We start from the raw sequence: 22,459 nt of genomic DNA, 5'->3' as shown, positions 1-22,459 counted from the left end.
GGGCCTCCTGATCTATATAGTTACATCGTCTGCTCCGTCCGGTTAATAATGTCATCCTGCAGTTTCTTGTCGAGTGTGGTGAAATGGGCGCTGTAGCCAGCCACACGGACGACGAGGTTCTTGTATTTCTCGGGGTTGCGCTGAGCCTCCAGCAGTGTATCGCGGCTGATCACATTAAACTGCACATGCATCCCCTTCTGGTCAAAAAATCCTCTGACCAACGCCGCCAGCTTCTCCAGTCCCGCCGGTCCGCTCAGCGCGGACGGATGGAACTTCTGATTGAACAGCGTACCGTTGGAGGCGATGTGATGATCCAACTTCGCGACCGAGTTGGCCGAAGCCGTAGGTCCGCTGGTATCCCGGCCGGATACCGGCGATACGCCATCGGCCAGCGGTTCGCCCGCCAGCCGTCCGTCCGCCGTTGCACCGGTAGCGGCTCCCAGCGGCACATTGGCCGAGGCCGGATACAGTCCGGGCTGGAAGGTGCCGCCGCGCGGATTGACATGCTTCTGCACTTCACGGCAGTAGACAAGTCCTACCTGGCGGGCCAATTCATCGACCTCCTCAATGTCGTTGCCGTATTTCGGCGCGGCGATCAGCCACTCGCGCAGGCGGGCGTCATTGCCTTGGCCCTGGCTCCGGCTGTTGCCGAGATCCACCTTTACATCCGCTTGCGCGCCCAACTGGGCTAACGATATTTGGTTGCCTTCCAGGAGGAACTTTTTGATCAATTCAATAATATGCTCCTGGGTTAACGTATCCGGCGAGACGGGAGCGGGGGCTGTAGCAGCAGCCGGCCGGGCCAGGCCAAAATTGCGTTCAAGCGCTGCCTGCAGCTCCGACAACGTTGTTTTGCGCTCTTCGAAAACCACCTTCTGGATGGCGTACATGGCATCCGCTACATTGGCAATACCTACGCCCTGCGGTCCGGTGAAGTTATAGAAGGCGCCGCCTTCCTGCAGCGATTTGCCTCTGCCGATGCAGTCATACACCATGGAGGACAGGAACGGCAGCGGCGCTCTTTCCGCATGAGCATAATCCACCGCATTATCCGCTTGAGCCAATAGATTGACGAAATGTTCCATCTGCTTGCGGTAAGCCTCCATAATCTCATCCAGGGAGGTGAAGGAGGTGAAGTCTCCGGTGGTGATCCCGGCTTTTTTGCCATTGACGGTACCGTTGCCGATGACAAACTCCATCACCTTCGGCAGATTGAAAAATGCGGCGTCATGCCAGCCTTCGGTTTTTCCGCCCTTTTGCGGCTCGACGCAGCCGATAATGCCGTAGTCGCGCGCATCCGCCAGACTTACGGAACGGCTGACCAGCGCGGGGATGATGACCTCATCGTTGTAATAAGCCGGGAGTCCAAGCCCCAGACGGCTTACCTCCGCTGCCTTCAGCAGCAGTTCATCCGGTGTGCGGTTCCAGACGCGGATCGAGACGGAAGGCTGCGGCAGCTTCACATGGGCCGTCGCCTCCAAGCAGGCGAAGGACAGCTCGTTGGTGGCGTCCAGCCCCTCCTCATTCTGACCGCCGACCACCAGATTCTGAAACATCGGGTATCCGCCAAAAGCTTTGCTTGAGGCTTCGTCGCGGATTTTGTTAACCTCGTTCAGCTTCACCCACAGGCAGTCCAGCAGTTCCTGGGCTTCTTCATGGCGAAGGGTACCGCGCTCGATATCCTGTTTGTAATACGGATACATGTATTGGTCAAAACGCATCGGAGACACGGAGTGCCCGTTGGATTCCACCTGGATCAGCATGTGCACGAACCAGAAGCACTGTACCGCTTCGCTGAAGCTGGATGCCGGATTCGCCGGAACCCGCTCACAATTGCGGGCAATCTGCAGCAGTTCCCGCTGGCGGACACCGTCGCTGCAGGCTGCGGCCTGATTCTTGGCCAGCTCCGCGAACCGTTTACCGAACTGGATGGCCGCTTCCGCCGAGATGATCACCGCGTTCAGAAACTGTTCTTTTTTGATATAATCCGGCAACGAACGGTCCGCCTCCGCTTTGGCCTGCTGCGCCTCCTCGATGATGCCCTTGAAGCCCTTGGACAGCACCTTTCCATAATCCACAGAAATATGGCCAACGCCGTTATTATAATAATTGCCTACCGTAAAAACTTCCGCATCCAGCGCCGTCAGCGCTTCGGGAGACATGAAGGAGGTTGCCAGCTCCTGCACCGTGCGGCCGTTCCAATATTCAAAGGATTGCTTCAGCTTGCCGACCGTATCATCCGAGATCGTAAACACGTCGCCCGTTCTGCGGGCCACCGTGTCGAATTCGCTCAGCAGCCAACGGTTCGAAAATTCGGGAAAGATCTGGCAGCCTCTTGGTTTGACGGTCAAATTGCCCACGATCAGCTCTTTGTCCCGGATCACCAGCGTCATGTTCCGCAAAATATGCTCCAGCGCTTTGGCGCGGCGGATAATCATCGGAAGGTGCTCGGTTTGCTTAAAAGATTCCGTAATCAGGACCGCTCTTTCGGCTTCGATCTCCGGCGTGCCGGACATCAGGTTGTCGATCAGATGGCCGATCCGGCCGGTCACTGGTGCTGATTTGGGCATATCATACACTTTTGTCATCGTATAGCTTCCCCCTTCAGTTTGCTTTCATAATGCTTGATAAGCTGTTCATGAAACACCCGGTTAGGATGCCGGCTGGTCCTGATCCTTCGCTGACAGCACCACGGCCGGCATCGCCGGATAAAAGGGCGCGATCAGCTTATGATACACCGCGCCGCCGGCCAGTGCGCCCGCAATCGGGCCAAATACCGGCACGATCAGTCCGTAAAGATTCGGACCGAGGGCGTTCGTTCCCCAGCCGGAGAGCAGCAGCAACAAGCGCGGACCCAGGTCACGCGCCGGGTTCATCGCGAAGCCGGTGAGGCGCCCGAAGCCGATACCCAGAACGGCCACAGTCAGCCCGATGGACACAGCGGCCAGTCCCGCCCGGGGTGCGGCGCCATTGCGGCCGTCGGTTACGGCCAGGATCACCAGCATAAGAACGGCAGTAATGATGAGTTCGATCAGACCGGCTTGCAGCAGGGACAGCCCGCTTTGCGGGAAGGTACTGAACATACTGGCCGTGGCCCGGCCGCCGGCCGTACTACGAACAATCCCCGCCCCCTGCTCATAAGCAAGGATCATATTGCGGTAGATCGCATACACAGTTGCTGCCCCGGCAAATGCGCCGAGGATCTGCGCAGCAATATAAGGAATCACTTTGCTGCGCCGAAATCCGCTCCAGACGGCCAGACTGATCGTTACCGCCGGATTGAGGTGCGCACCCGAGATATGACCGGCAATATAAACACCGAGCATGACCGCGAACCCCCAGGTTAGCGTCAGTTCCGCCCAGGTGATGTCCGAACCCCCAGCAACCAGCGAGACCACAGCCGCGAGGCCGATAAATAGAAAGATGAATGTTCCAATGAACTCCGCGAGGCATTCGCCGAGCAGCGTCTTTTTCATGGCTCACTCTCCTGCAAGTTTTGTTAGCATCACTTCTTAGCATCACTATGGTAAAACTCTCATTGAACAGACTTCGGTAAAACTCGCTTTACTAAGCGCTAATACACTTTACGAAACAGCTGCTCCAGTTGCTGAACATTGACCTCGCGCGGATTGGCCGCGGTGCATTTGTCCTTCAGCGCCGCCTGGCTCATCGCGGACAGCAGTGCTTCATAAGCCTCCCGGTCGATGCCGGCCGCCTCCAGCGATGCCGGTGTGCCGGTGAGCTTCTGCAGCGCCCGCACCGCCGAAACGAGGCTGGCCACGCCCTCCGCCACCGTTGACGCCGGAAGATGCAGGCGACGGGCCAGCTTGCAATAACGCGTCGCCGCCCGGCTCTCACCGCCGCTCTCCAGGTCAGCGTTGTATTCGATAATGTGGGGCAGCAGCACGGCGTTCGCCCGTCCATGCGGCAGATGAAAATGCCCGCCCAGCGTATGTGCCATGCTGTGGGTAATGCCCAGCGCCGCGTTCGTAAACGCCATGCCTGCCAGACAGGAGGCATTGTGCAGGCGCTCCCGCGCCTCCAGATCGTCGCCGCTGTGATAGGCGCGCAGCAGATAGTCAAAGATCAGCTCGACGGTCTTCTCGCAAAGCGCATCCGTATAATCGGAATGCTCGCTCGACACATAAGCTTCGATGGCATGCGTTAGCGCATCAATGGCGGTATCGGCGGTAATCTGCGGCGGCACGGTTCTCAGAAAGGCGGCGTCCAGGATCGCCACATCCGGGATGATGTCCTGTGAGACGAGCGGAATCTTCGTGTCGCCCAGCGTCATGACCGAATAGGAGGTCACTTCCGATCCGGTGCCGCTTGTCGTCGGAATGGCGATGAACAGCGGCTTGCCGCCGTCATCCGCATTACCGGCATGCTGGCGGGCAAACAGCAGAATGCTTTTTGCCGCGTCAATGGTAGATCCTCCGCCCAGGGCAATGATCAGATCGGGACGGAAAGCCAGGTACTCCTTCACTCCGGCGGCCACCGCCTCAACAGGCGGATCAGGCTGTACGCCGGTGAAGAGCCGGTAATCCTCCACACTGGTTTTCAGAATATGAATTAATGTATCCGCGAACCCGGCCTGCACCATAAAAGGATCGGTAATGACCAGTGCCCGGCGGTTATCGAGCAGTGTTAAATATTCAAGCGCGCCTGAATCAAAATAGACCTCCGTCTTTACACAAAAACGCTTCATTCCTCTGCCTCCGTTCCACGTCATTCGTCGGTCTGCAAATCGTCCACAATTCCGACAATGGACATATCTGCGGATAAGCGGATGTCCTCATACATGGAACTGCCCCAGTCAATCAGCACCAGGTCACCGATTCCCGCGCCAACCATATCAATGGCAACGAACACATCATCACCGGTCATTCTGCGCTTCTCGTCCACTGATTTGATCATAAGCAGCTTGGCGCCGATCAGCTTCTCACATTTCTGGGTAGAGACGACCTTGCCGATGACTGTAGCCAGATGCATGCTGTGATTCCTCCCTTATCCCATTAGTTGCCGCAGCAGCTGCTGTACGATCGCTTCCAGTTGGGCCTCATTCATTGCTGCCGGCGCCGCCGGTGCTGCCGATGCCGCCGCTGCCTCAGCCGTCACCTGTTTTGCCGCACACATCGGCACAGGCTCCCGCAAATCCTCCATCTCGCGCACACCATAGGCTAAGCGGCGGATGTTCAGCAGGTTCATCGGGCCGATGTTATCCGATGTGGAGCTGCCGCCAACCGCACCGCACCCCAACGTCATGGCCGGAGGAAGATTCGTGGTTGCCCCAATGCCGCCCAGCGCCGCCGGAGTATTAACAAGCAGGCGTGACACCTGCTTGTGGAGCGCAAACTCCCGGATCACCGCTTCATTGCGCGAATGGATCGTCATGGTATGGCCTTTGCCCTCCCCTTCCAGCAGCTCCATGCAGCGCTCGCAGGCCGATTGCCAATCCTCTGCCTCATAAAAAGCCAGCACAGGCGCCAGCTTCTCCCGGGAATAAGGATTGCTGCGGGAAACGGTCGCCTGCTCCGAGATCAGCACCCGGCTTCCGGCCGGAATGCTGAAGCCGGCCATCGCCGCCAGCCTCTCCGGCGACTTGCCGACCGCTTGCGGATTAATTGTGCCATTGCCCCGCAGCAGGAAGGAGCCCAACTGGGCCGATTGCTCGCTGTTCAGGAAGTAGGCTCCTTGCCGCAGCAGTTCTTGTACAACCTGCTGTCTGCTCTCCTTCTCCACCACAATCGATTGCTCGGAAGCGCAGATAACCCCGTAATCAAACGTCTTGCTGTCGATAATCTGCTTAACCGCGCGCGGGATATCCGCCGACCGCTCTATGAAGGCCGGGCCATTGCCCGGGCCGACACCGATGGCAGGCGTGCCGGAGCTGTAAGCCGCCTTCACCATCGCTTCCCCGCCGGTGGCCAGGATAAGCGAGGTGTCGCGGTGCTTCATCAGCTCGCTGGTGCCCGGCATGCTGAGAATAGACAGGCAGCCCAGAATGCCTTCAGGCGCTCCCGCCTGCACCGCCGCAGAGGAGAGAAGGGCCACCGTCTCGCTAATGCAGCGGCGTGCGGACGGATGAGGCGAAAAGACGATAGCGTTGCCTGTCTTCAGTGCCAGCAAGCTTTTGTAAATCACTGTCGAAGTTGGATTGGTCGATGGAATCAGCCCGGCGATCACACCGACCGGTACGGCGATATCCACGATCTGATCGGTTTCATGGATGGCAATTACACCGACGGTCTTCATGTCCTTAATATGCCGGTACAGCTGTCTGCTGGCGAATGTATTCTTAATGACCTTGTCTTCCCAGCGGCCAAATCCGGTCTCCTCGTGGGCCATTTGGGCGAGCTTGACGGCGGACTGTTCCGCAGCCGCGGCCACCTGCGCTACAATGTGATCAATTTGCTCCTGACTGTAGCTTTGCAAAACCTTCTGGGCTTGCTTGGCGGCTGCGAGAATGACGCGAACCTCCTGTATGGATTGCAGATCATGATCCAGAATCTTCATTGCCGTTTCCTCCTGCTTCTTATGCTTGTTGCTCACTTACTTTTTCAGAAAACGGAGCTCTATCCTGCGAGCTTCCAGCAGCTCACGGGCCAACGGTGTGATGATGGCATCCTCCCGCGCGCTCAGCGTCCCCCCTGAAATATGTTGCACATCGGCCAGAGTAATGACCGAATCCGGCAGATGGATGGCGTTCGGCGGGTTTAGATCGGCTGGCCTTCCGCTGCCTGGCGAAATGTCGGCTGCAGGGGCTCCCTCCGGCTGCAATCCATGCGTGCTCAGCGTTTCGCGGAACTCCGCGAGTGTGACTACCTTGACGCCAAAGTCCTGCAATGTACGCTCATAACCCAGCAGCATCCTGTTGTACGCCCCGTTTCCGCCCAGCCCGGCAGCGGCCTGCACGGTATGTAGCGGATCATAGCCGTCACGGACCGCGACGATCTCCTTGCGCTGCATGATCGCCGCGGCGATGCCGGCGGTAAGCGGGCTGTCGGCGATGCCAAGCGCGATCTTGCTTAATGTGCCCCGGGTGGCGAGCGGAATCAGCACCAGTTCCGCCTCGCGCAAGGCTTGCTCGATTTCGGCCAGCCCGTTTAATCTGCGTGCGGACAACCGGGACAGCAGCGTCTCATCCAGCGGGGGCAGGCCGGGGCTGTCATCGATGACGAGACTGTAGCGGTACAGCGGATAATCCGCCAGTATCCTGGCTACACAACCTTCGTTCACTGTGCCTCCGCTGAGGAACACAACGACTCTCCTGCTCAGTGCGGGCAGCAGCGACTCCAGCATCCGGCGGATTAAGGCTTCGGCGGGCAACATAGGCCGTCTCCTTTCGCACTCATGGCGATGCCGATCGGGGTAACCAGCAGCGGATTGTCCGGCTTCCTTACGTTGAGCGAGGTGTATTTGGCGAAAACCTTCTCGATCCCCTGCAGGCAGCAGCTGCCTCCTGCCAGATAGACCGTTTCGATATCCTGCGGAATGTAGCTCATCGCAATATTGGCCATTTTCTCAATCACCGGCTGCACGATGGGGGAGAGCATGCGGTGCTGCTCAGGGTCATGCTTCAACTGCTCCGCCGTGGCGAAATCCACATTCAGGTTCCCGGAGATCACGAGCGTCATATGCACGCCGCCTGTGGGTTCATCGGCGGAAGCCGCAGCCTCGCCGTTCCTGATAATGGAGATGCCGGTTGTGCCGCCCCCGATGTCCACCACTGCGCCACTTCTTACCCGCAGCACCTTCGCTGCCGCCTCAGGCTCATCAATCACTTGAATCAACCGGAAGCCGGCAGCCTCGACCACATTCGTAATCACCTTTACGTTGCCGGGCGATATTCCCGGCGGAATAGCCGTAGCCGCTTCGTGCAGCACCGTGCCGAGGCGCCGCTCCAAACGCTTCTTCATTTCTTGCAGCAGCGTAACCGCACGGACGTATTCAACCACAATTCCATCTCTGACCACATGGGCTTTCTCCAAAGCCCCGCCTACCGGCCGGTCATCCTGGTCAAGCACCGTTATCACGATATTCGAAGTACCCAGGTCTACGCCGACCTTATAGGGCAGCTTAAAAACTTTATCTTCAAAAGGCCGTGCACCGTCCATCGCCAGCTCCATTTCACGAACCAGTAGATTGACCCGCTCCATGCCGTGCTCAGCGCCCATAGGCTTCACCCTTGCCGCACTGCGGTGATCCGAACGGTGTCTCCGTTCTTCACCTCCGCCGCATTTGCCTCGTCGGTATCGATATGCATCTCCAGCACGAACTCGCGGCCCGCGCGGATACGTACATCATGAAACATAATTTTCTTGCCTGAGTCCGCCGACTCTACAGTGACTGAATCGCCGTTCTTCACCCCAAACCGGGCTGCATCCTCTTCGCTCATATGAATATGGCGTTTGGCGCAGATCGTCTTACTGTTCATCACCAGCATGCCTTTGGGTCCTATCACACACAAGCTCGCAGAGCCTGCCGTATCTCCCGAGTCGCGGACGGGAGGGTTGATTCCGAGCGCAAAAGCATCGCTGCGCGAGATTTCGATCTGGCTGGACGGCCGCAGCGGCCCCAGCACACGAACGCACGGAAAGCAACCTTTGGGTCCGGCGATACAGACAGTTTCCGAAGCAGCGAATTGACCAGGCTGCTTCAGATTGCTTTTGACCGTCAGCTCGTGGCCGGCTCCAAACAGCACCTCCATATCCTGGCGGTCCAGATGGATATGGCGGGCGGAGATTCCAACCGGAATGCTATAGCTGCGGTCCTTTACTTTAAGCGTACTCGCGATTTCCGCCGCAAGACTTTGTACCAGCTGATTATTCATGTCCATTATGGTTGACCATCCTTGTTTCTTTTGACTGGGCGCGGCCGGTGATGCAGACAGAGAGCGGCCGGCTGGCCTTTCATTCTCCCGCATAGCGGATCGCCGCACAGATTGCAGCTGACCTCAGCCCGGTCTAATCGCTCCGCTTGCTGCTCTTGCTGTGGTACTGGCGGCTCTGACTGCGGTTCCTGCTGCAACTCCCGATCCGCAGCTTCGACCCATGGCGCCTGTTCCGTCGGATCCGCTACAGTTTCCCCGCCTGCAGACTCATCCGCATTGGGTTCTTCAGCACCAGACTCGTTAAATTTCGTTACTTCTTCCTCTGCAACAGGGCTGTCAGCATCGCGCCGACCGGCAGCAGACTCTGCTGTCTCTTTCTCCCCGCCCGCCGTTTCCTCCAGCGGCTCTCCAGGCATCTGTTCCGCTCCCGGCTCGGTGAATACGGTTTCAGGAGAATGGACCAGCCGGCTGATCCCATCCGCCGGGCGGGCAATGACAATCGCCGCTATAACCGCCCCCAGCTTGCCGGCGCTGCTCTTAGCCCCCTCTACCGCAGCCTTGACCGCACCCACATCTCCGGTAATTTTGACCACGACCCGCCCGTCCTTCGCTTTCTCGTACCCCAGCAGCTTGACATAGGACGATTTCACACAGGTATCGGCAGCCTCCAGCGCCGCCGGATAACCGACCACCTCAATCAGACCAAGGGCATTCCCATTCACGGTAGCCACTCCTTCAACATTTTACATGTATGCTTGTGCTGCCCTACAGATTGGACTGTGTCATCGATACCGGGTTATGGCCCATCGATCTCAATACGCTTACGCCCACATCGCGAGCGGAGATCACCGCTTGGCGGACCGCGCCGGAATCGCCTGTAATCGTGGCGATAATTTCATTCGAGCGGGCTGTGCCTTTATCCGGGCTGGCATAGGTTACAATCTCCACATTGGCTGTTTTGAGCGCGGTGTCGGCCATCAGCAGGCCGATCGCAGCCGGAGCACCAACCAGAATGCCGAAGGATTTGCCCGCCGGTGCGCCAAAAGCTTTCTCCAACGCCAGACTCGCACGTGCTGTATAATGGAGCTCCACATGCCCGGCATCACAAGGGTAGACATTGCCGAAGGTGCGCGGCAGCTCTTTGAGCGCCACTTCCACCGCCCGGCGGGAGTCGGAGACATCCTCAGAGGCAAAAATAATGGTGCAGCCGTGTCCGGCCCCGCCCTTGGTGTCCCGCGCCAACTCAATCGAGACCACTTCCGTGTTGGTCGCCTTCACCGCTTCGTCGGCAGCCATAATTTGCGGGCCTGCCCCGGTGCGCGAGCTGACGATGCCGATAGAACGGTATCTCGGGTCCAGGCCCATGCTCTCATGCAGATGGCGGTCCAGATTGGCGATCACCAGGCCCACGGTATCCCCCATGGCTGAGCCGACATACTCCGTTATCGCTTTGCAATGGCTTGTCACGTCTTGTTCCCTCTTTTCCGTATACTGTTGGTTGTTCAGCGGAAAGCCTGCGGCAGCATCGGCTGCCGGGGCGGAAGGCACACCCCCGGGGCTTGCCTGGGCGACCGCTTCAATCACCTGCTTCAGAATCGCTTCATCCATACGCTCACCCCGGTTTTATTGTTCAGACAGCTTTGGCAAAATTCTCTCAACGTCCATATGCGGTCTTGGTATCACATGTACCGAAATGACCTCGCCTACCCGTTTCGCGGAAGCTACTCCCGCATCCGTTGCCGCCTTGACAGCGCCTACATCACCTCTAACCGTAACGGTTACCAGACCGGAGCCGATTTTTTCATAGCCGATCAAGGTCACATTCGCAGCCTTTACCATTGAATCCGCTGCTTCGATTGCGCTGACCAGCCCTTTTGTTTCAATAAGTCCGAGTGCTTCCTGCCGCATAATTTTGCGCACCTCCATAGATATTTAAACTTGCGTTTTCATCTCCATTGTACGAAGAACGGGGCCGCAAATATTTGACTTTAACCACGCGAAACAGGATTATTACGACTCGCTGCCTTGTACTTTAATGACATGGCAAAAAATTACATGTAGTTAATATGCAATAATTGATTGCGCTTACAAATAAGCTGTGGCATAATCCCACTATCTTGATAGCTGCCCCCTTGCCGGAGGAGCAGGATCCGGTGAAAGTGCGTGTTCAAACCTCTGAAAGGAATGGCGATACCATGTCCGAAGTGATTCAACTTGCCGACATTATCGAAGTGGAAGCATTCAAGAGCATACAGGAGAAGCTGGCCAAAATCGTGATGTTTCCCGTTATTACGATCGATGCAGAAGGTAATCCGATGGGCGCGTGGAGCAATTTCTCCCCGTTCTGCAAGCTGGTGCGTTCTTCCAGCGAAGGAGAGCGGAGATGCATCAGCTGCGACTATGAGGCAGGGAAGCTGGCGATGAAACACCGCAAACCGCAAATCTACCGCTGTCATCTCGGTTTGCAGGACTGTGTGGCGCCGATCATTGCCGAAGGTTATTTTCTGGGGGCGGTGCTGGGCGGGCAAGTGCTGACGGATGAAGCGGACCGTGCGAAAATTGACGCCGAGCGCATCTCCGTTGAATTCGGGCTGCCGCTGCAGAAGGTACGGGAGGCGATTGGGCAGATTCCGCTCGTCAGCCGCCAATACCTGGAGGATTCGGTCAATTTCGACACTTTTGTTGCAAACTATATAGCCGAGATCAGTATGAAAAAAATGGTGCAAGAGCAATTTCTCAAGGAAAGCCGCGAGAATCTGCTGCTGGAGCGGAAAGCCAAAACGATGGAGTTGAAGCAGCTTCAGGCACAGATTAATCCGCATTTTCTGTTCAACACACTAAACACGATCGCCCGTATGGCCCTGATCGAAAATGCCCCGGAAACCGAAGAACTGATCTACAACCTCTGCGACCTGCTGCACTACAATCTGAAGAATGTGGAGGAATTCCCCAAGATCCGCGCGGAAATCGAGTCGATTAAGAAATATCTCTACATCCAGACCCTGCGCTACAGCGACCGGATTCAATATGAGATTAAAGTCGATCCTGAGATTATGGATTACCGCATCCCGTCGATGGTGCTGCAGCCTTTGGTGGAGAATGCCTTCATACACGGACTGGAGCAGAAGCGCGACGGCGGCACCGTGCGAATCAGCGGCTGCCGAACCCCGGATAACCGGATTGTCATCACCGTTGCGGATAACGGCAGAGGCTTTAATCCGGATATTCTGCGTGCGTTCGCCAACTGGGATGAGGACAAAGGCACACATACGGGGATCGGACTGTTCAACACGCATGAACGGCTGCGCGGCTATTTCGGCAAATCGTACGGCTTAAGTATCCGCAGCGAGCCGGATGTCAGCACCTTGGTCCATATCACCCTGCCCTGCTTGAGGGAACATCTGCCGATCCGAATGGAGGATGAACATTTGTGATTAAACTGATGATTGTTGAGGATGAGCCACTGGAGCGAATGGCGCTGCGCAAAATCATTCAAAGGCTGCCGCTGGACCTGGAGGTGGTGGAGGATGCGCTCAACGGCGAGGAGGCGGTCCACAAGGTACAGCTGTTGGGGCCGCAAATTCTGCTGATGGATATCCGCATGCCCGAGAAAAACGGGCTGGAGGCCCAGCAGCAGATTATCCACAGATTCCCACAGACAAAGACGATTATTCTGACGGCCTACGGCGATTTCCAATATGCCCGCGAAGCACTGCAGTGTGGGGTTATTGACTATCTCCTGAAGCCAGTGCCGCCCCACCAGCTCAAATCTGCGCTCGATAAGGCGATCCTGTCCTTGAATCAGGGCGAAGCTATGGACGCAGAGACTATCCCTGCCGCTCCCAAGCCGGACGAAGATCTGATTAAGACGGCACTGCGATATATTGAACGGCACATTACCAGCGAACTGACTTTGTCTGAGGTTGCCGCCTTCATTCACCTGAATCCGCAATATTTCAGCCGCCTGTTCAAAAGCCGCACCGGGGTCACCTTTACCGAATACGTCTCCGTGCAGAAGATCAACCGGGCCAAGGATATGCTGCTAAACAGCAACCTGCCGGTCTACCGGGTGGCGATTGATCTGGGGTTCTCGGACGCGGCCTATTTCTCGCGTGTCTTCTTCAAATATGAACAGCAGACTCCGCTGCAGTTCAAGAAGCAGGCCGAGCGGACTCTGCGCGAGCGCACAAGAAGACAGTAAAGCAGCAATTCCCCCGTGATTGGAGAACCGCTGTTTCCAAGTTTATTTACTGGCGCGCCGTCATCATAATTCCTTTTTTCGTAATCACGTAATTATCGGGCAGGCAGGTGGTACCAAGATGATTGCGGCAGCGGCCGTAAAGCTCCTTAAGATCCAGCTGAAAATCGCCGCGCGGCCGTTTCGGCTCCTTGATCCCCCAGTTTTCCATGCACTCCAGAATCAGCCGCTGCGTCTGCGGGTACATGCTTGCGGCCTCAAGCAGGCAGCCGACGCTCCCTAAACGAGTATTTTCGTCATATTTCGGTTTCAGCTTGAACACAAGGTCCGTCACTAAATGCCACAGCCAGATCCGGCAGGTTTTGTCGCTATCCGGGATCGGGGAGTCAAAAAAGCCCTTTCGCAAGGCCGCCCATAAAGCCAGCAAACTGTTGCCGGCCAGTTCGGGGGTTTTATAATTATGAAAATTCGTCAGCAGCGCGTTGATTCGTCCGGAAATGTCGATCCCCCGCTCCGCCAACCTCCACCAGATGCGGCATTTCAGTTCTTCCGTTTGCGTATCGCTGTAAAATTGGGACAGTATCAGCTTCGGACATCATCGTTCTCCTTTCAGAATTGCGATTTATTAGAATAAGCGGCCCGGCCGCGTGCTGTACCGCTCGTCTACTCGTCCTCTTCTTCTAGACAGCTTTGGATAAAAGAAAACAGACTGTCCGCTTCCACGGAACGGTTCCCCCAATCATGCCAGAAGTAGAGCACCTGTCCAGGACGGCCCGCTTCCGCCGGGTCCATGTCCAGGCACAGATAGTCCCCGCCGCCGTTCGACGCGATCGGAATCCACTTGTCGTTCCATAGCAGCGGCTTGATTTCTTGCCCAATGTCCGGCTCCATTTCATCCGGATCGAACTCTTCCCGCAGGAAGTTCCAATTTTCCACAATTTCCTCAAGCGGGCTGAGCGTCAAATTCCTCACGAACGGTTCAGATTCCAGATCCCAGCCCTGCCCATTATGTACTAGATAGAAAGCTTTCATTTCCTCGGGAAGCTTCAAACCAAGCGCCTTCTCGGCATTCTCGAACTCCGCTTCGCCGGCACCGGGCCGCAGCTTTAGCGCTTCCTGAAAACCGGCATCCTTAGCCGTTCCCTTTTCAATAATCAAGCTCCATAACCGTTCTGCTTGCTTTAACAAGCCGAAGCCCTCCCTTTCAGATATGAATGCGGCTTAAAGCGCCCCTTCATAACGTTGCAACTCCTTCTCAATGTATACCCAGCTATGGCTGAACTCTTTGAAAACCCAGCTGTCTCTTCAATCGTCTTGTGGCTTTCCGTACCTAACAGCAGTGTTCTAATGCCTTCTTCACAGCCCTCCCCAACGATGAGCGCCATTGGAAACGGGGCGTCCAAATATATATCGGCGCCGATGTCAAAAACTTGCATGAGCCTGTCCCCCCCAAGCGTACGTCAAGCGCTGAAATCAAAAATCAACGCCGCAGGCTCCCACGCCGATAAACACGCCTTCCCGATCGCCCGCATAAACGCGGCATCCGTATTGCCGCTGGACCCGTACCCGTATTCCCCTATAAATTTCAAGATCATTATATCAAGATAATTAAACGTTTGAGATTGTCCCAAATGCACCTCATAGGCGATATCGCTTAATTCTTCGAGTCTGGCTCGTTTTAAATCTATTTCCATAAGCGCCTCCAGGAATAAAGATAAAAATCAATTTGGAATATTACAAAGTTCCTATACCCTATCTGCTACAATAAGTTTAATATACAGTGAGCAACGCGAGCGATCCGATTCATCCTTCACCGCCAGTTTTAAAAAAACTCACATCTCCAGCTCTTCAATTTTTTTATTCAACGTGTTCACTTGGTACATTTCTATTACCTTGCCCGATTCATCTTTTTTATTCACGATCTCGATTTCCGGGCCGGCTTCCAGTTCTTCGTTGTATTCCGCACTGCTGTTAAGCTCTAGAAGACTTGTATCCTTCAAATGTAAATAATCTTTAGTAAGCTCGAGAGGATCGTATCGTTTTAATCCCTGATAAGGATCCCTAACGAGTATTCTCTCCTTATCATATACTTCATTCAACTCATCAATCGCTTGCTTCAAGCTTAGCCGAATATGTATTTCATCTTCTAAAAAAGTAACGGTTCCCTTCCCCTTTCCCGCGTCATCATCAAATATAAAATCAGCCTTGTTACCCATCAACTGAAAATCAGCCGTTGAATCCGTCACTCTGCCTGGATTATATAAGAATATGCTAATCGTCCCTTCATTTTCGCGATTTTCATTCACGAATATCTCTACGCTATTTAGACAATCACTGCACGTGTATTGATTAAAATCTTTATCTGTCCATGATCCCTGATAATTTTGCAATTCGATTTTTGCCGGAGCTTTGGGCTCAACAACCATATTTTCTTTACTTCGGCCGGCATTACAGGCAACTAACAATATTAGCAAAAACAACCCGCATATTAATTTGTATTTCATCCGAATCACAACTTCTTTCTTAATATGCTAACTTTCACATCACCACATCCTGGAATCCCACTTCAATGACGTAACCTTCATTAAATCCAACATCATAACCAAGCTCTTGTCTTCTTTCTATGTAATAGTCCAAAATCGGCTGCAACACGCGGTGTTGTATGTTGTCCCAGTCACGCATAAGCGAGGTATAGACCTCATATTGTTCTTCCCCAAACTTACCATCCTCATCTCCATCAACTATAAGGGCTATTTCGGTTTGTTTCCCCAAAAAATCAATAGTCATGTCTTTTGACCAAATATAATTAAATTCGAGCTCGCCAAAAATCGGGTCGTCTATGATCACTTCAAAATCTCCTTTCTGTATTTTTATATTGTATATCACCAATACGGACTCCAGCAAAAATAACAGCCCTTCCGCCCCATACGGGAAGCGAAAAGGCTGTGGCAATTCCTCCATCGCATTATTGGACATGATGAGGTGGCTGTCTATAGCGTTCGTGTCTTTGTGTCCTTGCATGCTGCCTTGCACAATTATCCCTTTCGTTCAGAGGGCAGTGGGAAGGCTGTGTACGGGATAAAGAAAAAAGAGAATAAGGAAAAAATGAAGCGGTTATTTATGAAGAGTACATATATAGCCTTGGGACTGAAGCATCTTGCCCCATTCCTCCCGTCAGGTCTGCTTCACTTCTCCTACTCCTTCTCCTAAACCTTCTAAAGATCTCGAACATATCTTCTTCTCCCAAACATATCTACTTCTCACACATATATCTCATTCTCCTGAATTTATCTGCTTCTTTGCTTTCTGATCAAACGGGATAATCGTGCAAAGAGTCCGGGCAGCGGGTGTTAATCTGCCGACCAACCCGCCGGCCTTCCCTGTCCTCAAGCTTTCAACGCCCCTCAAGCTTCAACGCCCTTCCGACACTTCTTGCCGCGATTGGTTGCCGGCTTGACTGTCGAGCACTGATTATTAGCTTGAGTCTTAATTCGACGTCTTTTTGTTGTGAATTTTCAAATCCTCACTGTATTTATAAATTAGAGACGGGCTGTCGATGATATGATTTTGCAAAGTTTTGGCTACGGCATTTTCGCTTTGAACCGCGTAACAGTACTGGCAGTTAAACCTGCACGTATTGTACATGCCCACGTCCACCGCTGCGGTGCAAAGACAAGTATCCCGCTGATTTTTATCTTTGACAGAGGCTATATCCCGCCCGATGATGTTCGAGAGGAGCCGGGCATCAATACAGCTGCCGTGACGAATTCCGCAGTGATCCAAATCGGCGGCTTCCGAGCAAGTCTCCACGGAAATACCGTGAGCGGCGCCAATGCGGCTTATGTTTGCGGCAAATTCGTCCAGTTGTTCTCTATAATCGGGCAAAGTAATATCGGTGCATAACACCGCATGGTTTTGCTGCAGTTTCTTGAATCTCGCCACCGTTTTCCCGTAATAATCCATAAAACTTATCACCAATCGATAGGTGTACCCCTCCAGTTGGGCGGCTAAACGTTCCATACGTTCAAAATGGTACCCCACCGGGGTGACATTGCTGATGATGATCGGATCGTACCTCCAGATAACCCGGTTGGCCCCAAGCCGCTCGCTTAACTCGCGGAAATAGTCCACGCGGCTCGCAGCGGGGGGCAAATTAGGCTCAAAAATTTCCGGGTAATCATTTAGTGTGTATTGAAAATAGTACATGTAGCCTTTATCGTCCAATTGTGGCAAGTGCCTCATGAACGGTTTGGGATTTTTAGTCCAAAACACCATGCCGTCCACATCTTCGGGCAATAAGCTAAAGGCCGATACCTGCTTGTAATTAAACGGATTCACCCGGTGAAAATACCCTTCGGCAATTCTGCGCATAAACCAATCTCCGAAAAAGGCCGGGATATCCGTTCTTCTGCTGGCGCTAATAATCAACTTCGCTCACCTGCGGTTCATTATAAATTTTAAGAATACCGACAAACAGTAAAGTTGGAGCTATCTTACCTGTTGAAAAAACTTGGGGGAGTACTAACGGAAAAAAAATGTCGCTATTTCTGCGATATCCCCATTTCATAACGTTCCGCTATTTTTGAAGGCTGGGGATTTTTCAGCTTAACACTACAAGTAGCTGGTTGAACGCTTTCATTTTATCAAATAATGCAGCCATAACAAAGAAAAGGCTTGACTACTTAACTATCAAGTAGAAACAAGCCCTTTGGTAAAGGATATTTTGCGTCCTGTGTATCCCCGCTTAGGAAAGCAGCGGGATTCTGTTCCGGTAGCGCTCGATCAGCCGCCGGTTGTGATCGTCGGCGCCGTCGATATTGCCGCTTAAATAAACGGGCGGCTCGTAGCCCCGCTCGATCATATAGCGAATCGCCTCGGCGAAGATGCCGTTGAGGATCGCCGCCCCGATCACCGTAGAAGTCGGCGTGAACGGGGTCGCCAAGTCCGGGTGGGTCAGCACGGCGTCGCCCCTCACCGAATAATTGTCGATGACGAGATCGACGGAATTGAACAAATGCTTGCCGCTCACGTGCCGGGACGGCTGGCTTTGCGAATATTCCAGCGAAGTGATGCCGATCGTGAACGCGCCCTTTTGCTTGGCGATTTGCGCCGCGTCGACCGGAACCGGATTGCGGCCGGAGGTCGACAGCACGAACATCACCTCGCCCGGCCGGATATCCTGCCCGTGCATGAACTCCTCGGCCAGCCCGTTCTGGCGTTCCAGCTCGGAGGAACGGACCGCTCCCTCATGCAGCATCAGCTTTTCCACGAATATCGGGTGAATCGGCACCAGCCCGCCGGCCCGGTAGAACACTTCCTCGGTCAAAATATGCGAGTGCCCGCAGCCAAATAGATGGATGATGCCGCCGTCCATAATCGTTTCCGCGGTCCTGCGGGCTGCCTGGCCGATTTGCTCCGCCTCCCGCTCCTCGACTTGCTGCAAAATGCGGCGGATATGGTCAAAATAAGTATGCAGCATCGGCAATCACTGCTCCTTCCCGCTTTGTAATCGCTGCTTGGCCCCCTCGATCATGGCCGTCATCGTGTTCAAAGTCGCTTCAATGACCGCTTCGCCTTTTTCCTTGGTGGCGATCGCCGCATTGCCGAGCACGGCCGTCGCGGTGAATTCCTCCCATGGCGTCGGGGTGCAATCGGCCTCGATCCCGATGTTCGGAACGTCGTTCAGCGCCTTGTCCATGTTCACATACTCGCCGGCCAAATAAAGCATATACGAGGTTTCCAGCTCGCAGGCGTGAAAATAGGAAGCGTGCGAAGCCGGGGTTTCCCGCACCCGCTCGATCGCCTGCTTTGACCCGGGATAAAAGAAATAATACACTTTCAGCTCCGGGTAATCTTTGTAGAGCAGACGGGCCGCCTCCTTCAGCGCCACCGCGTTGCCGAGATGCCCGTTCAGCATCACGTAAATGCGCAGGCCCTGGCGGTACAGGCTTTCCCCGATGTCATACAGCATCCGGATCAGCGCTTCGTTGGAGACGTTGATGCTGCCGGGGAAATTTTGCAGGCTCCACACCTGGCCGTAAGGAAGCGTGGGGAGCACGAAGCTCTCCGTCCGCTCCGCCAGCCGGCGAGCGAGCCGCTCGGCCAGCAGATTGTCCGTGCCCAAAGGCAGATGGGGGCCATGCGCCTCTACCGCCCCGATCGGCAGGATGGCGCAGGGCATGCGCTTGATTTTCTCCGCGATGTCGAAGGCGTTTTCGTCTTGAAAAATCATCCTGTCGCGCCCCCCTACTTTTTAAAGGCAAAACATCTTGCCGGATTCGCCACGAAAAACTTATGGATCAGCTGCTGCCCGTCAAAGCCGGCCCGGTCGGCTTCATCAATAAACCGCGGCACCCACTTGGCGATAATATATTCCAGCCCCGGCCCATAGTCGTAATGCTTGTAGTAGGTTTTGCGGGCCGTGTCCCCGCTGACCAGAATCTGGTCCTCATAACCTTTTTTGACGAGTTCGAGAATCAGGCTGATCCGCGTGCTTTCGGGAGCGTATTTGATTTTGGCGATGCCGTCGAAGGACAGGAAGGCGCCGGTTTTGGCGATTTGCTCATGGTAGTACGGGTCCGGATTGCGGTCCATATGGCCCAGGCTAAGGTAGCTTAAGTTTATGTTTTCGCTGCGCAAAAGCTCGATTTGCTCCAGCCCCATCGTGCCAACCTCGGTATGCGAATGGATCGGTGCCTTGGTCTCATGATGGGCGCGGGCGACGGCGCGCAGCGTTTTTTCCTCCAGCGGCGTAATCCGGTTGTAACCCGTGCCGAATTTAACCTGGCCGGCTTTGAACGGCGTGCCCTCGAGCCCTTCCTCCACCTCGCGGACGACAAAATCGGTAAGCTCGTTGATGCTTTTGGCCTCGATCCATTCATAGTAGGTCTCATAGCTCCCGATGATCGGCTTCAGCTCGTCTTTGACCTTCGCGTCCCAGAGAAAGCTTTTGTTGAAGCCGGCGGTACCGATGATGCGCACCCCGGTTTCCTTCATAATATGGTGGACCGCCGGCACATCCCGGCCGTAATCGACCGCCGTCGCGTCGACGATCGTCTGGCCGCCGTGTTTTTTAAAATCGAGCACATCGAGTTTGGATTTTTCCGGATCGTCCAGCAATAAGTCGTCCTCGCCGCGCTCCGACCAATGGGCCGGGCGGCACACGATATGCTCGTGGGAATAGGTGAACCCCATCTGTTCCGGGGCGATATCCGCGTCAAGCGTTCGTACGAAAGTCATGGTGATGTTCCTCCTGTATTTGTAATCTTTAGAACAGCAGCCCGGCCAACAGCCGAATGATCGGTCCGAGAATGAACATATCGGAATCGGCCGCCCACATCGCCGTGTCCGGTACGGTCGAGGAGATCAGATAGCGGACCATGATGAATTGGCCCCAGGCGACGATGGTCGCCGTGATAAATCCGGCCATCAGCGCGCCGCGCACCCCGCCGGTCGAGTTGCCGAACACGCCCGCGGTGGCGCCGTGGAAGAACAGAACGATCATCGTCGGCACAAAAATATAAGCCACGGTGTTGCCAAGCACAACGAGCCAGATCAACGCGCCGGCAAACGCTCCGATAAAGCCGAGAATGACCGCGTTGGGCGCATAAGGATAGGTGACGGGAGAATCGAGCGCCGGTTTGGCGCCGGGGACGATTTTGGTCGCGATCCCGTTAAACGCCGGAACGAGTTCCCCGATAAACATCCGTACCCCCAGCAGCACGATCGCAATCCCGCCGGCAAACGTGAGCGACTGAATGATCGAGTACATGATGAAGTTTTGTTCTCCCGCCTTGGCGATCAATTCTTGGGCCCCGGGCGTCCTTTTTATGGAGATGATGATCGCGCCGATAAAGAACAGGACACCCATGCTGAGCGCCGTAATGACGTTGGAATCGCGCAGAAATTCAAGCCCTTTCGGCACTTTGATTTTTTCCGAATCGTTCTCTCTGTTGCCGAACCATTTGCCGAACAAGGCGCCCAGCAAAGCAACCGAAGCCGAGGTGTGGCCGAGGGCGATATTGTCGTTGCCGGTGATTTTGCGCATAAACGGCTGCGTCAGCGCCGGCTGGAACGTCCAGTAGAGCCCCAGGATAACCGCCAGGAAAAGCACAAGCTTCCATTGAGGGACCGCTCCTCCCGCCGTATGAACGACGATCCCGGCAAAAATGGTGGCGGTCCAGAACATCATGTGCCCGGTCAGGTAAATGTATTTGAACCTGGTGAACCGGGCCAGCAGCACGTTAATCAGAAAACCGAGCAGCATCGCCATGGTCACGGAGCTGCCGAATTTGGCGTTAAACGCCTCCTGGCCGAGAAATTGGCCCAAGCTCACCGATTGCAGACCGAAAACTTCCTTCCACATCGGTTCAAACACGTTTAGCGCGCCGACGATGACGCCGGAGCCGGCCGAAATGATCAGAAAGCCGATCACCGCTTTAAACGTGCCGCTGATTACCTGGCTGGTCGTTTTTTTCTGCAGCAGCAGACCGATTAGCACGATGAATCCAAGAAGAATCGCCGGCGTTCCGAAAATATTGTTGGCTATCCAAAAAATAACGTTCATGGAGCCATCCCCCTAAAAGTTTTGTGAGCGTTACTTCCTTACAAACTTCGAACAAAACTCGCTTCGCTTCGGAAGCATAGGCTCATTTTTACATGGCTTCTTTCAAGTTTTGTTCAATTTCCTTCAAATCAAAGTAATTGTTGACGATCACGATTTTGCCCGCGTGCCCTTGCAGGCTTTGCGCCAGCTCATTGCTGGTGATAATGTAATCGGCCGGCATGCCGGAAGCGGTGGATACGTCCGTATGCTCCACATCCGCCTGAACGCCCATCTCTTTTAAAACCGATTCCACGTTCATCCGCAAAATCAAACTCGTTCCTTGTCCTAACCCGCAAACACATAAAATTTTCATGCTGATTCCTCCCGTAATATAGTTTCTTCCGCTGCCGGACTTCCGGTCGTTATCATTGGATGATCGACTCGATCTCCTCGGCGGTTTTGGCTTCTTTAAGCGCTTCTACGTTAGCCGGATCATTGAGCAGGGTGGTCAGTCTGCGCAGCAAGGCAATGTGGTCCGAGCTGGAAGAAGAGCCGAGCGCGAACACAAGCTCCACCGGATCGTTCTCGGGATGCCCGAACGCAACCGGGCGCCGCAGCCGGACGAAGGAAACCGAAGCTTCCCGGACGCCGTTTTCCGCCTTGGCATGCGGTAAAGCGATATGCGGCGCAATGACGATATACGGGCCGTTATTGCGGTATGCCGACACCATCGCCTCAACGTAGCTGCCTTCCGCAGCGCCGCTGTCAACCAGCAGCTGCCCGGCCGCGCGGATCGCCTGCTCCGCGTCCTCTGCCTCGATATCAAGCGATATGAGGCCCTTTTCCATAAAATGCATGTTCAAAAACTCCTCCTTAGGTTATC

At 54.7% G+C, this 22,459-nt stretch carries 25 protein-coding genes; 2 read left to right on the top strand and 23 right to left on the bottom strand.

The genetic code is table 11. The features are described 5' to 3' along the window. Positions 1-20 precede the first annotated feature (20 nt). From DYE26_RS29415 to pduA, 11 genes are all read right to left on the bottom strand, one after another. Positions 21-2,588, bottom strand: a complete 2,568-nt coding sequence (locus DYE26_RS29415; protein ID WP_036619990.1) for a glycyl radical protein — start codon at positions 2,586-2,588, stop codon at positions 21-23. A 63-nt stretch (positions 2,589-2,651) separates the two neighbouring features. Continuing rightward, a complete protein-coding gene (locus DYE26_RS29410) occupies positions 2,652-3,476 on the bottom strand; it encodes an MIP/aquaporin family protein (RefSeq protein WP_051985283.1) in 825 nt (274 codons plus the stop codon). A gap of 98 nt (positions 3,477-3,574) precedes the next feature. Continuing rightward, on the bottom strand, positions 3,575-4,708 hold the full coding sequence (locus DYE26_RS29405; RefSeq protein ID WP_036619987.1) for a 1-propanol dehydrogenase PduQ: 1,134 nt from the start codon (positions 4,706-4,708) through the stop codon (positions 3,575-3,577). A gap of 20 nt (positions 4,709-4,728) precedes the next feature. Then, entirely contained in the window at positions 4,729-4,992 is a 264-nt protein-coding gene (locus DYE26_RS29400; protein ID WP_036619984.1) for a EutN/CcmL family microcompartment protein, read from the bottom strand. 15 nt (positions 4,993-5,007) lie between these two features. After that, complete coding sequence (locus DYE26_RS29395) at positions 5,008-6,516, bottom strand: acetaldehyde dehydrogenase (acetylating) (protein WP_051985282.1); 1,509 nt, start codon at positions 6,514-6,516, stop codon at positions 5,008-5,010. A gap of 36 nt (positions 6,517-6,552) precedes the next feature. Continuing rightward, positions 6,553-7,332 (bottom strand): hypothetical protein, encoded by a 780-nt coding sequence (locus tag DYE26_RS29390; protein WP_036619981.1) that lies wholly within the window; start codon positions 7,330-7,332, stop codon positions 6,553-6,555. After that, positions 7,311-8,177, bottom strand: coding sequence for an ethanolamine utilization protein EutJ (gene eutJ, locus DYE26_RS29385; protein ID WP_240534101.1), 867 nt, complete (start codon positions 8,175-8,177; stop codon positions 7,311-7,313). The genes DYE26_RS29390 and eutJ overlap by 22 nt, the downstream gene beginning before the upstream one ends. Before the next feature lie 5 nt (positions 8,178-8,182). Continuing rightward, a complete protein-coding gene (locus DYE26_RS29380) occupies positions 8,183-8,839 on the bottom strand; it encodes a phosphate propanoyltransferase (RefSeq protein ID WP_240534100.1) in 657 nt (218 codons plus the stop codon). After that, the gene (locus DYE26_RS29375) at positions 8,839-9,555 is read right to left on the bottom strand and encodes a BMC domain-containing protein (RefSeq protein ID WP_051985281.1); all 717 of its coding nucleotides are present in this window, start codon (positions 9,553-9,555) and stop codon (positions 8,839-8,841) included. Before DYE26_RS29375 ends, DYE26_RS29380 begins: the two co-directional genes overlap by 1 nt. A gap of 43 nt (positions 9,556-9,598) precedes the next feature. Then, positions 9,599-10,441: a propanediol utilization microcompartment protein PduB gene (gene pduB, locus DYE26_RS29370; protein WP_051985280.1), complete on the bottom strand. Its 843-nt coding sequence runs from the start codon at positions 10,439-10,441 to the stop codon at positions 9,599-9,601. 15 nt (positions 10,442-10,456) lie between these two features. After that, a complete protein-coding gene (pduA, locus tag DYE26_RS29365; protein ID WP_036619978.1) occupies positions 10,457-10,741 on the bottom strand; it encodes a propanediol utilization microcompartment protein PduA in 285 nt (94 codons plus the stop codon). A 245-nt stretch (positions 10,742-10,986) separates the two neighbouring features. Here pduA and DYE26_RS29360 point away from each other — a divergent pair, with 245 nt between their 5' ends. Next, positions 10,987-12,267: a sensor histidine kinase gene (locus tag DYE26_RS29360; RefSeq protein ID WP_240534099.1), complete on the top strand. Its 1,281-nt coding sequence runs from the start codon at positions 10,987-10,989 to the stop codon at positions 12,265-12,267. Continuing rightward, positions 12,264-13,034 carry a response regulator transcription factor gene (locus DYE26_RS29355; protein ID WP_036619973.1) on the top strand — a complete coding sequence of 257 codons (771 nt, stop codon included), beginning with the start codon at positions 12,264-12,266 and terminating at the stop codon, positions 13,032-13,034. Before DYE26_RS29360 ends, DYE26_RS29355 begins: the two co-directional genes overlap by 4 nt. Positions 13,035-13,080: 46 nt before the next feature. Here the strand turns inward: DYE26_RS29355 and DYE26_RS29350 are convergent, their stop codons facing one another. The 12 genes from DYE26_RS29350 to DYE26_RS29285 form a co-directional block, all read right to left on the bottom strand. Then, entirely contained in the window at positions 13,081-13,551 is a 471-nt protein-coding gene (locus DYE26_RS29350; protein ID WP_051985279.1) for a hypothetical protein, read from the bottom strand. Positions 13,552-13,694: 143 nt separating this feature from the next. Continuing rightward, complete coding sequence (locus DYE26_RS29345) at positions 13,695-14,219, bottom strand: SMI1/KNR4 family protein (protein WP_036619970.1); 525 nt, start codon at positions 14,217-14,219, stop codon at positions 13,695-13,697. Positions 14,220-14,491: 272 nt separating this feature from the next. Further along, positions 14,492-14,725, bottom strand: coding sequence for a hypothetical protein (locus tag DYE26_RS29335; protein ID WP_036619966.1), 234 nt, complete (start codon positions 14,723-14,725; stop codon positions 14,492-14,494). Positions 14,726-14,863: 138 nt separating this feature from the next. Beyond that, positions 14,864-15,535, bottom strand: coding sequence for a hypothetical protein (locus tag DYE26_RS29330; protein WP_036619965.1), 672 nt, complete (start codon positions 15,533-15,535; stop codon positions 14,864-14,866). A gap of 34 nt (positions 15,536-15,569) precedes the next feature. After that, complete coding sequence (locus tag DYE26_RS29325; RefSeq protein WP_127463412.1) at positions 15,570-16,064, bottom strand: DUF6985 domain-containing protein; 495 nt, start codon at positions 16,062-16,064, stop codon at positions 15,570-15,572. 453 nt (positions 16,065-16,517) lie between these two features. Next, positions 16,518-17,459, bottom strand: a complete 942-nt coding sequence (locus DYE26_RS29315) for a DUF1848 domain-containing protein (protein WP_036619959.1) — start codon at positions 17,457-17,459, stop codon at positions 16,518-16,520. Positions 17,460-17,775: 316 nt separating this feature from the next. Beyond that, positions 17,776-18,510 (bottom strand): SIS domain-containing protein, encoded by a 735-nt coding sequence (locus tag DYE26_RS29310; protein ID WP_036627593.1) that lies wholly within the window; start codon positions 18,508-18,510, stop codon positions 17,776-17,778. Between the two features lie 6 nt (positions 18,511-18,516). Next, a complete protein-coding gene (locus tag DYE26_RS29305; protein ID WP_036619958.1) occupies positions 18,517-19,263 on the bottom strand; it encodes a creatininase family protein in 747 nt (248 codons plus the stop codon). 14 nt (positions 19,264-19,277) lie between these two features. Next, positions 19,278-20,270, bottom strand: coding sequence for a phosphotriesterase family protein (locus tag DYE26_RS29300; RefSeq protein ID WP_036619955.1), 993 nt, complete (start codon positions 20,268-20,270; stop codon positions 19,278-19,280). A 28-nt stretch (positions 20,271-20,298) separates the two neighbouring features. After that, positions 20,299-21,597, bottom strand: a complete 1,299-nt coding sequence (locus tag DYE26_RS29295) for a PTS ascorbate transporter subunit IIC (protein ID WP_036619952.1) — start codon at positions 21,595-21,597, stop codon at positions 20,299-20,301. Between the two features lie 88 nt (positions 21,598-21,685). Further along, positions 21,686-21,949, bottom strand: a complete 264-nt coding sequence (locus DYE26_RS29290; RefSeq protein ID WP_036619949.1) for a PTS sugar transporter subunit IIB — start codon at positions 21,947-21,949, stop codon at positions 21,686-21,688. 52 nt (positions 21,950-22,001) lie between these two features. Beyond that, entirely contained in the window at positions 22,002-22,433 is a 432-nt protein-coding gene (locus DYE26_RS29285) for a PTS sugar transporter subunit IIA (RefSeq protein ID WP_036619947.1), read from the bottom strand. Positions 22,434-22,459: the final 26 nt, after the last annotated feature.

This window comes from Paenibacillus macerans (genome assembly GCF_900454495.1).
Classification (GTDB): Bacteria; Bacillota; Bacilli; order Paenibacillales; family Paenibacillaceae; genus Fontibacillus; species Fontibacillus macerans.
This window is presented reverse-complemented; position numbering and strand designations above follow the sequence as displayed.